Below are 12,911 nucleotides of genomic sequence, written 5' to 3'. Positions count from 1 at the left end.
AGACGCGTGCCCCCAACCTTATCCATGTGAAGCGCTTGTACAAACTTTCGCCGCTATTGCAAACGGCGCGTCCACAACAGAGTAGCGATTTTTATCCTGCGTGGCGTCCTTGTCACGATCCCGGGCTCATAAAACTGGTGCCAAGGTGAACAAGATCATTCCAAGTGGCGAACAACATGAGCATCGCCACCAGGGCAAACCCGATTCTGAAGCCAATTTCCTGGGCTTTTTCGCTTAGAGGACGGCCGCGCACAGCCTCAATGGCATAGAACAGAAGATGGCCGCCATCCAGCAGGGGAATGGGGAAAAGGTTAATAAGGCCGATGGAAACCGACATGAAGCCGATCAGGCTGACCAGACTGTAGACCCCGCCGATGTCGAAGGCGGTGCCGGAGGCACGGGCGATTCCAATGGGCCCCGAGAGCTGATCGGCCGATTCCACCCCCATCACCAGACGGCGGATGAAGTTGAGCGTGCGCTCGACGAGGTTCCAGGTTTCAACCACGGCGGCCTTCAAGGCGCCCCAGGGGGAATAGGTCAGGCGCTTGATCGCCGAGGGGTCGCGAGAGGCCTCAACCCCCAGCAGGCCGATCCGCTGCTTGCCGAACGGGCTGGTCCGCTCGACGAAGTTCGGAGTTGCCGTTAGGGCAACCGTTTCGCCATTGCGCTCCACCGTGAACGCAAGGGGTTCACCTGCGCTGGAACTCACGATGAGCTGCATATCCGCAAAGGTCTGTATGGTCCTGCCGTCGACGGTCAGAATCAGGTCCTTGGGCTGGAAGCCCGCCTTCTCGGCCGCGCTCCCGGGTTGAACCGCCTCGATCCGAGGCTCCAGAACTGCCCGCCCGTTGAAGTAGTTGAAACCCGCAAAGATCGCGATTGCCAGGATGAAGTTGGCGATCGGGCCTGCCGCTACGATGGCGGCCCGCTTTGCAACATTCTGGTGAGGGAAGCTGATGGCACGCTGCTCGACGGGCATCTGATCGAGTTGGCCCTGATCCGGGACGCTGGCGGCGTTGAGATCGCCGACAAACTTCACGTACCCTCCAAGAGGGATAGCGGAGATCTTCCAGCGCGTCCCCTTCTTGTCCGTCCAGCCGATCAGCTCGCGCCCGAATCCGACGGAGAAAGCCGTGACACCGACGCCGCACAGCCGCCCGACCCAGAAATGGCCGAACTCGTGGACGAAGACGACTACCGTGAGCACCACGAGGAAAGCGATCAGGGTCAGGAACAAGGAGCCCGTCGCACCGCTGATCATCGAAAGAAATTCCATCTGTGTCCCTTTCGCGCCCTATCGAACCTGCACGGCCTCAACAGGGGCTGGAATGAGCCTGCACGCCGTCTGCCGGGCCTCCCGATCAATGGCCAGGGCCTCCGCGACGGTCGCAGGTGTTGAAATCTGTCTTCCAGAGAAAGTCGAGCAAACTCTCTCAACCGTCTCCGGGATATCATAAAATCCGATTGAGCCTGCCATGTAGGCCTCTACGGCGATCTCGTTGGCGGCATTCAAGACCGTGGGAATCGCCCCTCCGGCCCGGAGCGCCGCCTTTGCCAAGGCCAGGCACGGAAAACGGTCGTCATCGGGTCGCTCGAAGCTTAAACGGCCAATCGCGGCAAGATCGAGACGAGGCAGCTCCATTCTCAGGCGCCTGTCGCCCCGGAGAGCATTGGCGATAGGAACCTTCATGTCCGGCAGAGCGAGCCCTGCAGTCACGGCACCATCGGTCCATTGAACCAAGCCGTGAACGATGGCTTCCGGGTGGACGAGGACATCGAGGCGCTCTGCGCCGAGACCGAACAGGTGATGAGCCTCGATCAGTTCCAAACCCTTGTTCATCAAGGTGGCCGAGTCGATGTTGATCTTCGATCCCATGGACCAGACCGGATGAGCAGAAGCCTCCTTGGCGCTGGCGCTTGAAATCCGCTGCCGGGACCAAGTCCGGAATGGGCCGCCCGAAGCGGTGATCACGGCCTTCTCCACATCCCGGTTGAGACCGGCGGCCAAGGCGTGCTCCAGAGCGTTGTGCTCGGAATCGACCGGCATGATCTCGACATTGAGGCGGCGAGCATCCGTCATGAAGGCGTCGCCGGCACAGACAAGGCTTTCCTTATTGGCCAGGGCAATGCGCCTCCCCGGTTTAAGGGCGGCATAGGTCGGCACAAGGCCTGCAGTTCCGCTGATGGCGGCAAGGATAATGTCGGCCTCACGCTCGACGGCTTCCAGTACAGCGCTCTGTCCTGCTCCGCTCTCGATCCCTGTCCCCGAGAGCGCCTGCTGCAAGGTCGCGGCTCCGCCCTCATCGGCAAGTGCTGCAAATCTCGCCCCAAGCCGGCGGGCGACCTCCGCCAAGGCCAGGGCATTGCGGCCGCCGACAACAGCCTCGACCCTGAACTCGTCGCGATGCGCCAGCACGACATCCGCCGTCGAACGGCCGATCGAGCCGGTTGCTCCAAGAATCGTGAGGGAACGGGTCATCAGGGCCTATACGGTGGGATCAACGGTCAGCAGAACAAGGGCGACGATGAGGCAAACAGCCCAGAAGCCGTCGAGACGGTCCATCACGCCGCCATGGCCTGGGATGAGATGGCTCGAATCCTTGACCTGACAATGACGCTTGAGGGCCGACTCGCCTAAGTCGCCAACCTGACTGGCGACGGATGCCACGACTGAAAGAGCGGCAATGCCAGGAAGAGTCAGAGGCAGGCTGGCGCCATAGCGCTGGCCAAACGATGCGACAAGGAGCCCGGCTACCGTCGCAGCAACGACCCCGCCGATGAAGCCGGACCACGTCTTCTTAGGGCTGATGGGGGGACAGAGCTTCGGCCCTCCGAGGGCACGACCGGTAAAGTAGGCTGCAATATCGGTGGCCCAAACCACGGCGAACATCCAGAGCAGACCGAGGATCCCAAGATCGGGATGGTCGCGCACGATCGGCGGAACAAGGACGATCGGGGCCGCATAGATAAAGCTCGAAACGGCCCAAACTCGCTTCTGAGCGCCTGAGGCGATAAAGGCACCGGCTGCCAAGAAGGCAAGGCTTACGGCAGAGGTCAGCCAAAATCCGGCACCGAGCAGGAAGAGGAGCGTCAAGGCCACAAGGCCGAGACCAAGGATCCCCTGAACAAGGCGCCTGGGCTCGATCCCTGTCATATCGGTCCATTCGACCACGATGGCGATGCCGGCCGCCAGCCAGAACAGGGCAAAGGCCCAGCCGCCCAGATAGGCTGTGAGCAGCGCGGCGGCTACCATGACAAGGGCCGATAGAACTCTGGTCGATAGTTCCCTGGACGGGACCGGCTTAGGGTGAGGCGGCGATGAGCCTTCGTCCGCAACCATCGTCAGACAGCCCGGGCGCTCAGCCCACCGAACCGGCGGTCTCGTCTGCAATACTCATCGATGGCCGATTTGAACGCGGTCTCGTCGAAATCAGGCCAGTAGCACGGCAGGAACACGAACTCGGAATAGGCTGTCTGCCACGTCAGAAAGTTCGAGACCCGCTGCTCCCCGGACGTCCTGATGACCAGATCCGGATCCGGTATGCCATGGGTGTCGAGAGCTGCCCCAACCGAATCCATGTCGATATCGGCTGGATCGAGACTGCCTTCCTTCACTCGCCGTGCAAGCGCCCGCATGGCGCCGACGATCTCCTGCCGCCCACCGTAGTTGAAGGCAATGACCAGGGTGAGACCCGTGTTGGAGCGGGTGAGCTGCTCGGCTTCATCCAGGAGGAGGCGGATATCGGAGGCCAGCCCGTCCCGCTCGCCGATGATCCGAACCCGGATGTTGTTGGCATGGAGTTCGGCCAGATCGTGCCTGACGAAGCGCTTGAGGAGGCCCATGAGGTCCGAGACCTCCTCAGCCGGGCGCCGCCAGTTCTCGGCGGAGAAGCTGTAGACTGTCAGGTACCGGATCCCCAAGGCTCCCGCTATGCGCACGGCCCGGCGGATCGCCTCGACACCGCGCCGGTGCCCTTCGAAGCGAGGCAAGCCCCGTTGAGCAGCCCAGCGGCCATTCCCATCCATGATGATGGCAACGTGGGCCGGCATCCCCTCGCCTGCTTCCCTGCAGGCAAAGCCTGGATCCAACCGTTTGGCTTCGCCGCTCATGATGTCCTGTTCCAATGCACGCCTTAAGGATCAGACGTGCATGATTTCCTTTTCCTTGGCGACCAGAATGGTGTCGACCTCGGCCACGAACTGATCCGTCGCCTTCTGCACCTGATCGGCATGACGCTTGCCGTCATCCTCGCTGATCGCGCTGTCCTTCTCAAGCTTCTTGAGCAGGTCCAGGCCGTCGCGGCGCACGTGGCGAACGGCGATCTTCGCCTCTTCGGCGTATTTGTGCGCGACCTTCACCATTTCCTTGCGGCGCTGCTCGTTCATCTCAGGGATGCGCAGGCGGATCACCTGACCTTCCGTCTGGGGGTTGAGGCCGAGATCCGACTCGCGGATGGCCTTTTCCACGGCGGCGACCATGCCCCGGTCCCAGACCTGGACGCTGAGCAGGCGCGGTTCCGGCACGTTGACAGTGGCCACCTGCGAGATCGGCATCGATGCGCCATAGGCATCGATCTGGATCGGGTCGAGCAGGTTCGGCGAGGCGCGGCCCGTCCTGAGGCTGCCCAGGTCGTTCTTGAAAGCGTTGATGGCGCCCTGCATGCGGCGCTTCACATCGGCGATATCAAAGGTCGTAGCCATCGGTTTTGTCCTTACGCGAACTTTCTAAACGGGCTTACGCCCCCCAGGGTCCAGCATCAAGACCCCTGGATCAAGGGGCAACAACCGTGGAGGGCACTTTCCCCTGGAGAAGAGCCGTCACTGAGCTGGGGGCATGCACCGAGCCCACGATGATCGACAGCTTGCTCTCGCGGGCCAGAGCGAAGGCTGCCGTATCCATCACCTTCAGGTCCCTGGCGATGGCCTCGTCATGGGTCAGTCGGTCGAATCGGACCGCGTGCGGGTCTTTCTTGGGATCGGCCGAGTAGACCCCGTCCACCTGGGTCGCCTTGAGCACCGCATCGCAGCGCAATTCGGCGGCACGCAGGACAGCGGCGGTATCGGTGGTGAAGAACGGGTTGCCGGTGCCGCCGGCCAGAACCACCACTTGGCCTTTATCCAGGTGATGCAGGGCGGGCTGGCGGGCATAGGTCTCGCAGATCGTCGGCATGGAAACCGCCGACATGGTGCGGGCCGGCACACCAGCGGCGTTCAGGGCCGTTTCGATGGCAAGCGAGTTCATGACCGTGCCGAGCATGCCCATGGAATCGGCCGTGGGACGGTCGATCCAGCCGGCGGCACTCATGCGAGCGCCGCGAATGATGTTGCCGCCGCCGATGACGACGGCGATCTCGAAGCCGGCGCGGGTGGCCTGGGCCAGATCTTGAGCCAGGGATGACAGGATCTGAGGATCGAGCCAGTAGCCGTCGGGAGCCATCAGGGCCTCGCCCGAGAGTTTTACCAGGATGCGCCGGAACGTCGCCATCGTCAGACCTTTCTTTTCGAAGCCTCTCATGAAAACGGCGGCCCGAGAGCCGCCGTCTTACTTGGGTTCGATTTAGGCCTTGAGACCGGCCTGGGCGGCGACTTCCGCCGCGAAGTCCGGAGCCTCTTCCTTCTCGATGCCCTCGCCGAGGGCATAGCGGACGAAGGCCTTGAGGGTGACCGGCTTGCCGGCCTTGGACTCGGCTTCCTTAAGCACCTGGGTCACGGTCTTGGATGGATCGTGCACGAAGGGCTGCTCCAGGAGGGTGACTTCCTTGAAGTAGCTCTTCAGGCCGCTCTCGATGATCTTCTGCATGACATGGTCCGGCTTGCCGGCGTTCTTGTCGCGCAGGATTGCGCTCTCGCGCTCGATGGTCGCCTGATCGACACCGGAGGCATCGAGGGCCACCGGGCTGGTGGCAGCCACATGCATGGCGATCTGGCGGCCGAGCGCGCCGAGGACCGTGACATCGCCCTCAGATTCGAGCGCAACGAGGACGCCGATCTTGCCGAGGCCTTCAGTCACGGCGTTATGGACGTAGGTCGCGATCACGCCCTTGGAGACTTCCAGCTTGGCGATACGGCGCAGGGTCATGTTCTCGCCGATGGTGGCGATGAGCTCCTGCAGACGGTCCTTCACGGTCGTCTGCGAACCCGGGAAGTGAGCAGCTTCCAGCGACTCGATGGTGCCATTGCCCATGAGACCGATCTTGGCGGCTTCGCGGACGAAGGCCTGGAACTGGTCGTTGCGGGCGACGAAGTCCGTCTCGGAGTTCACTTCGAGGATCGTCGCGGTGTGGCCCGACGACTCGACGGCCACGAGGCCCTCGGCGGCGACGCGGCCAGCCTTCTTGGCAGCCTTCGAGAGGCCTTTCTTGCGCAGCCAGTCGATGGCGGCTTCCATGTCGCCGTTGGTCTCGGCGAGGGCGGCCTTGCAGTCCATCATGCCGGCGCTGGTGGTCTCGCGCAGCTCTTTCACCATCGCAGCGGTAATGTTCGCCATGGCATTTCCTTTCAAAGGTTTACGCATAGAGGGAGCCCGGCGCTCGTGGAACGCCGGGCTCGGTCAATCGTTCAAGCGGCGCTGCATTCTGCGGCGCCGTAAGGCTTACGCAGCAGCGGCTTCGATCATCGAGCGGGCCTGGTTGATCCAGCCATCGCGCTCGAGGCGGCCGTTCAGCTTCAGGTCCTTGTCGAGCTGGGCGGCATCGGCCGGCTGCATGGCAGCAAGCTGCCAGTAGTGGAAGATGCCGGCCTCGTTGAGCTTCTTCTCGAGCTGCGGGCCAACGCCGTTGAGCTTGGTCAGGTCGTCCGGAGCGCCGCGGGGAGCCGCCAGACGCTCGAACTGCTCGCCCTCATAGGCAGCGGTTGCAGTGTCGTTGGCCGGAAGCTCTTCAGCCATCGGGTTCTCGGATGCACCGATGTCGATGCCCATGTCGCCGGCACCGCGGGAGATGCCGTCAAGGGCAGCGCGGGCCACCAGATCGCAATAGAGCGAGATCGCACGGCCGGCGTCGTCGTTTGCCGGAACCGGGAAGGTGATGCCGTCCGGATCGCAGTTCGTATCGACAATGGCCGCCACCGGGATGCCGAGGCGCTTGGCCTCCTGGATCGCCAGCTGCTCCTTGTTGGTGTCGATGACGAAGATCAGGTCGGGCGTGCCGCCCATGTCCTTGATGCCGCCGAGGGCGCGCTCGAGCTTTTCCTTCTCGCGGGCGAGCATGAGGCGCTCTTTCTTCGTGAGGCCTTGGCCGCCGCCGGCGAGGATCTCGTCCACCTTGCGCAGGCGGGAGATGGAGCCGGAGATGGTCTTCCAGTTGGTCAGCATGCCGCCGAGCCAGCGGGAATTCACGTAGTACTGGGCCGAACGCTTGGCCGCATCGGCGACCGCATCGGAAGCCTGACGCTTCGTGCCGACGAAGAGCACGCGACCGCCCTTGGCCACCGTGTCGCTGACGGCCTGGAGGGCGCGGTGCAGCATCGGAACCGTCTGGGCGAGGTCGATGATGTGAATGTTGTTGCGGGTACCAAAGATGAACTGACCCATCTTCGGGTTCCAGCGGTGGGCCTGGTGGCCAAAGTGAGCGCCAGCCTCAAGCAGGCTGCGCATCGAGAAATCAGGAAGCGCCATAATCTATTCTCCGGTTAAGCCTCCGCGGAACAGTGGACCGGACATTCCGGCCACCGGGGTTTCCTCATGGGATATGAGGGGATTCCGCGTGTGGGATGCGGGCGCATATAGGGGGAAACGCGAGGAAACGCAAGCGGGGCGTTCTCCTGCCGGGGCATGGCGCCGTCTACTCCCCGGTGTCATCCTCGCGCAAGCGAGAATCCAGAAGCGCCAACGTTTCAAACTATGTCGATCAGCGTTGCACCTCTGTCTGCACCGTCGGCGGCGATGGACCCCGGGCTCGGCTGCGCAGCCCCGGGATGACGGTGCTGGACTGGTCCTGCGATCCCGGATCTGCGCTGCGCTTCGTCCGGGATGACGTGTGTGATGGCCTGTCAAACAACCAGCGCCTTCGGGCCCGCAGCGGGTGGGCTGCGAGCCGTCAGGTCAGTCGAGGGAGGCGTGCTGGGCAGCCCGGCTCGATGGGTGTGGTGAGAAGCGAAGAGCCAGACCTGCTCGTCACGCGCGGTTTGTTTCAGCGGACCTGGATCTGAGCCAGGATCGGCCACCCGCGATCACAGGCGTGCGAGACCTGCGGCGAGACCGCGCCTCGTCCCGCATCTGCGACGCCTCGCGAGCGCGCCCCTCTGTGGACGAGGATGAACCATGATATAGCCCAGCTTAGGAGAATTGTCAAGAACAAAGTGGGAACATTGCGTAGCCCTCTCTGGTAGTGAGGACCTCCGCACTGCCTCAATTCATATGCACGTCCACGACCCCCGGCACCGCCCGGAGAGCGCCGGCAATCTGGGGCGAGGCCATGTACTTGCCGGGAAGCTTGACCTCAACCTCGCGGTCGCCATCGTCGAGAATCAGGACCAGGGATACCTCACCCTCGCCTCTCGCCTTCAGACGCTCCTGCACACTTGAGATGGGACGCTCGTCTCTCAGGAAGATCCGCATGCCCTTCTGGTGCTTGGCGAGAGCCTCTTCGAGAGGCTCGGCGATGCCGATTCGCGCCCTCACCTCCTCGCCTTCCATCCCGGCCTGGAGCATCAGGACGACGGCGGCGCCGGGCTCGAGCACTTCTCGGAAACGCATGAGGCCCTCCGAGAAGATAATGGCCTCGAACTGCCCGGTCTGATCCGAGAGCATGAGAATGCCCATCTTGTTGCCGGTCTTGGTCCTGCGCTCCTGCCGGTCGAGCACGGTGGCGGCAACCCGGCCCACGGAATTGCCCGCTTTCACCGAGCGGCAGAATTCGACCCAGGTCTGCACCCGAAGCTTCTTGAGAAGGTCGCCGTATTCGTCGAGCGGATGGCCTGAAAGGAAGAAGCCGACCGCGTCATATTCCCGCTGCAGCCGCTCGGCCGACGGCCAGGGATCGTAAGGGCCGATCCGCAGTTGAACATCGGCCGAAGCAACGCCTCCGAACATGTCCATCATGCCGCCATTGGCGGCTTCGTGGGATTGCTGGGCGAGGCTCATCATGGCGTCGATGGAGGCACAGGCCTTGGCCCGGTCCGGCTCCAGTTCATCGAAGGCCCCGGCAGCGATCAGGTTCTCCAGCGTGCGCTTGTTGAGCATGCGCGGATTGATGCGCCGAGCGAAGTCGGCGAGATCCTTGAAGGGCTTGTCCCCGCGAGCTTCGACAACGCTCTCGATGGCCTGCCGGCCCACGCCTTTCACGGCGGCCAGCGCATAGAGAATCTGCCCCTGGCCCTCCGCATCGTATTGCACATCGAACACCACGCCGGACCGGTTGATGGAAGGCGGGATGACCTTGAAACCGAGCCGCTGCGCCTCGCGGCGGAATTCCGACAGCTTGTCGGTGTTGTCGAGATCGAGCGTCATGGACGCGGCCAGGAACTCGACCGGGTAGTTGGCCTTCAGATAGGCGGTCTGGAACGCGACGAGCGCGTAAGCGGCCGCGTGGCTCTTGTTGAAGCCGTAATCGGCGAACTTCGCGAGCAGGTCGAAGATTTCGTTGGCCTTCGCCTTGTCGAGACCGCCCTCCTTCGCGCCCGAGACGAAGCGCTCGCGCTGCGCATCCATCTCAGCCTTGATCTTCTTGCCCATGGCGCGGCGCAGAAGGTCCGCGTCGCCGAGCGAGTAGCCGGAGAGGACTTTCGCTACCTCCATCACCTGCTCCTGGTAGACGATGATGCCGAAGGTCTCGCGCAGGATCGGCTCGAGCTTGTCGTGAGGGTACCAGTCCTTCTTGTTGTGCTCGTCCTTGCCCAATTTGCGGGCGCAATAGACCGGGATGTTCGCCATAGGACCCGGACGGTAGAGTGCCACGAGGGCGATGATGTCCTCGAAGCGGTCGGTCTCCATCTCGACGAGGGCTTTGCGCATGCCCGCCGATTCCACCTGGAACACGCCGACCGTCTCACCGCGCCGGAGCATCTCGTAGGTCTTGCGGTCGTCGAGCGGCAGGGACGATAGATCGACCTCAATGCCTTTCAGCCGGATCAGGTCCACGGCGGTGCGCAGAACCGTAAGCGTCTTCAGCCCCAGGAAGTCGAACTTCACGAGGCCTGCCTGCTCGACCCATTTCATGTTGAACTGGGTCACCCGCATCCCGGTCTTCGGGTCTCGATAGAGCGGCACCAGTTCCTGCAAGGGGCGGTCGCCGATCACCACGCCGGCCGCGTGGGTCGAGGCGTGACGGTGCAAGCCTTCGAGCTTCTGCGCAATTTCGAGCAAGCGCTTGACGACAGGCTCCTCCTCGATGGCAGCCTGCAGCTTCGGCTCGCCCTCGATGGCCTGCGCGAGCGTCACCGGGTTGGCTGGGTTCTGCGGCACGAGCTTGGTGAGCTTGTCCACCTGGCCGTACGGCATCTCGAGCACACGACCCACGTCGCGCAGCACACCACGGGCAAGCAGCGTACCAAAGGTGATGATCTGCGCGACTTGCTCCTCGCCGTAGCGCTGCTGCACATATTGGATGACGCGCTCGCGACCTTCCACGCAGAAGTCGATGTCGAAGTCGGGCATCGATACGCGTTCGGGATTCAGGAAGCGTTCGAAGAGAAGGCTGAACCGCAGAGGATCGAGATCCGTGATGGTGAGCGCATAGGCCACGAGCGAACCCGCACCGGAACCACGGCCCGGACCCACGGGAATGTCGTGGTCCTTCGCCCATTTGATGAAGTCCGCCACGATCAGGAAGTAACCGGGGAACTGCATCTTGCGGATGATGCCGACCTCGAAGGCCAGGCGGTCGCGGTAATCCTGCTCGGTCAGCCCTGGGGCCGGGCCGTGCGCGGCTAAGCGCTTGGCGAGACCTTCCTCAGCCTGGCGCTGCAACTCCTCTCCTTCGTCGAGAGTGGCGGCGTCCGGGCCGGTGCCGAAACTCGGCAGGATAGGCTTGCGGGTCCTCACGCGCGTCGCGCAGCGCATGGCGATCTCGACGCTCGCCTGCAGCGCATCCGGCAGATCTGCGAACAGCTCCATCATCTGCTGACGCGTCTTGAAATGGTGCTCCGGCGAGAGGCGGCGGCGATCCGGGTTGGAGACGATCTGCCCTTCCGCAATGGCGAGCAGCGCATCGTGCGCCTCGTAATCCTTAGCCGAGGAGAAGAAGGGTTCGTTGGCGGCAACGATCGGCAGACCATTGCGGTCGGCAAGCGTCAGCAGCTCGCCCTCAATCAGGCGTCCATCTTCCAGTCCATGACGCTGGATCTCCACATAGAGCTGATGGCCGAAGGCTTCCTTCAGGATATTCAGCCGCGCCTGCGCCAGATCTTGGCGCCCGCCATTGCGCAGGGCGCTGTCAAGGGGCCCGGTGAAGCCGCCCGTCAGCGCAATCAGCCCTTCGCTGTGGGTCGACAATATCGGAGCCGCAACACGCGGGTTCTCGCCGAGCGGCACGCCGAAATAGGCTTGGCTCACGAGGCGCATGAGGTTGCGATAGCCCTCCTCGTTCTGGGCCAGCAGCACGATATCGGCGGGCTGAGGGACCACGCGGGCCACCGGGTCCGCCTCCTCAAAACACACCGAGAGCTGAACGCCGGCGATCGGCTGGATGCCGGAGCCCGCCATCTTCTCGGAGAACTCAAGGGCGCCGAAGAGATTGTTGGTGTCGGTGAGCGCCAGTGCCGGCTGCTTGTCGGCAGTGGCAAGTTTCGCTAGTTGCGCGACCTTCAGGGCACCCTCGAGCAGCGAATACGAGGAGTGAACATGCAGATGAACGAAGCCGATATCCTGAAGAATGCGCGCCATGAAACTCTACTCACCCAATGGCACGCATAGTGGCACGATTCTTCCCCCAGAAATCCTAACCCGGGACGTCGAGGACTATGTTCCTGTGAATCGCGGTGGGTTGTTGTGGATTCCCGGTATCAAGCGATGGGAGAAAGGACCAGAGCCCAGATTGCCACGGCGGAGCCGAACATGGCCAGAGAAGCGATTTCGGCGGTGGTCTCGATGATGAAGCGAAGCATGGTCTGATCTCCGTGTTCCCAATATGTTCATCCTTGTTCATTGGATGTTCTGTGTAAAGCGTGTGCAGAGCCCGCCTTTGGGACGGAGTCAACGAATGGTTAAGGCGCAATCAGGCGCAGACAGGCACGCCTAGGAGGCGCCTGTTGCAGTCTCGGTGAGAGAGTGAAACCTCAGGGCAGCTGAACGATCAGCCCATCGCGGATGGTCACGCGCCGGTCCATGCGGGCGGCGAGATCCATATTGTGGGTAGCGATGAGGGCCGCGAGCTTCGACGCGCGGACGATGGCCACGAGGGTCTGAAACACCCGGTCAGCGGTATGAGGATCGAGGTTGCCGGTCGGCTCATCGGCCAGCAGCAGGCGGGGCGCATTGGCAACCGCGCGGGCAATGGCGACGCGCTGCTGCTCGCCGCCGGAGAGTTCGCCGGGGCGGTGGTCCAAGCGCTTGCCCAAACCGAGGAAGGTCAGGAGCTGCCTGCCCCGATCCTGAGCCTCCGTTTTCGGCAGGCCGCGGATGAGCTGCGGGATCACGACGTTTTCGAGAGCCGAGAATTCAGGCAGCAGGTGGTGGAACTGGTAGACGAAGCCGAGCTCCTCGCGCCGGATGCGCGTGCGCTCCTGGTCGTTCATGGCGGCTGTCTGTTTCGAGCCGACGAACACCTCGCCGCCATCCGGCTTCTCGAGCAGACCCGCAAGATGAAGCAAGGTGGACTTGCCGGTGCCTGAGGGCGCAATGAGCGCTACGATCTCGCCCGGCCAGATTGCAAGGTCTGCCCCACGCAGCACCTCGAGGAAGCTGTCGCCCTGCGGGTAGCGACGCTCGACTTTCGACAGGTACAGGGCGGGCTGGGATTGGGCTGGCGACATAC

Annotated in this window: 10 protein-coding genes; all 10 read right to left on the bottom strand. The window is 63.0% G+C overall.

Translation table 11 applies throughout. The features are described 5' to 3' along the window. Positions 1 to 112: 112 nt before the first annotated feature. The 10 genes from rseP to FHR70_RS14795 all read right to left on the bottom strand — a co-directional run bounded on the left by rseP (position 113) and on the right by FHR70_RS14795 (position 12,909). Positions 113 to 1,276 (bottom strand): RIP metalloprotease RseP, encoded by a 1,164-nt coding sequence (gene rseP / locus FHR70_RS14840; protein ID WP_183451411.1) that lies wholly within the window; start codon positions 1,274 to 1,276, stop codon positions 113 to 115. An 18-nt stretch (positions 1,277 to 1,294) separates the two neighbouring features. After that, on the bottom strand, positions 1,295 to 2,479 hold the full coding sequence (dxr, locus tag FHR70_RS14835; protein ID WP_183451409.1) for a 1-deoxy-D-xylulose-5-phosphate reductoisomerase: 1,185 nt from the start codon (positions 2,477 to 2,479) through the stop codon (positions 1,295 to 1,297). 6 nt (positions 2,480 to 2,485) lie between these two features. Then, on the bottom strand, positions 2,486 to 3,340 hold the full coding sequence (locus FHR70_RS14830) for a phosphatidate cytidylyltransferase (protein WP_183451407.1): 855 nt from the start codon (positions 3,338 to 3,340) through the stop codon (positions 2,486 to 2,488). 2 nt (positions 3,341 to 3,342) lie between these two features. After that, on the bottom strand, positions 3,343 to 4,050 hold the full coding sequence (locus tag FHR70_RS14825; protein ID WP_246408169.1) for an isoprenyl transferase: 708 nt from the start codon (positions 4,048 to 4,050) through the stop codon (positions 3,343 to 3,345). Between the two features lie 90 nt (positions 4,051 to 4,140). Beyond that, positions 4,141 to 4,701: a ribosome recycling factor gene (frr, locus tag FHR70_RS14820; RefSeq protein ID WP_183451402.1), complete on the bottom strand. Its 561-nt coding sequence runs from the start codon at positions 4,699 to 4,701 to the stop codon at positions 4,141 to 4,143. A 70-nt stretch (positions 4,702 to 4,771) separates the two neighbouring features. Beyond that, positions 4,772 to 5,485 (bottom strand): UMP kinase, encoded by a 714-nt coding sequence (gene pyrH / locus FHR70_RS14815; RefSeq protein WP_425487866.1) that lies wholly within the window; start codon positions 5,483 to 5,485, stop codon positions 4,772 to 4,774. A gap of 72 nt (positions 5,486 to 5,557) precedes the next feature. Beyond that, positions 5,558 to 6,487: a translation elongation factor Ts gene (tsf, locus tag FHR70_RS14810; RefSeq protein WP_183451400.1), complete on the bottom strand. Its 930-nt coding sequence runs from the start codon at positions 6,485 to 6,487 to the stop codon at positions 5,558 to 5,560. Positions 6,488 to 6,592: 105 nt separating this feature from the next. Then, entirely contained in the window at positions 6,593 to 7,615 is a 1,023-nt protein-coding gene (locus tag FHR70_RS14805; protein WP_183451398.1) for a 30S ribosomal protein S2, read from the bottom strand. A gap of 732 nt (positions 7,616 to 8,347) precedes the next feature. Next, the gene (gene dnaE, locus FHR70_RS14800) at positions 8,348 to 11,821 is read right to left on the bottom strand and encodes a DNA polymerase III subunit alpha (protein ID WP_183451396.1); all 3,474 of its coding nucleotides are present in this window, start codon (positions 11,819 to 11,821) and stop codon (positions 8,348 to 8,350) included. Between the two features lie 392 nt (positions 11,822 to 12,213). Continuing rightward, entirely contained in the window at positions 12,214 to 12,909 is a 696-nt protein-coding gene (locus tag FHR70_RS14795; RefSeq protein WP_183451394.1) for an ABC transporter ATP-binding protein, read from the bottom strand. Between the last annotated feature and the right edge of the window lie 2 nt (positions 12,910 to 12,911).

Origin of the sequence: Microvirga lupini (assembly GCF_014191055.1) — a bacterium.
Classification (GTDB): Bacteria; Pseudomonadota; Alphaproteobacteria; order Rhizobiales; family Beijerinckiaceae; genus Microvirga; species Microvirga lupini_A.
The sequence above is the reverse complement of the archived record's forward strand: the minus strand, read 5'-3'. Positions and strand labels throughout refer to the sequence as shown.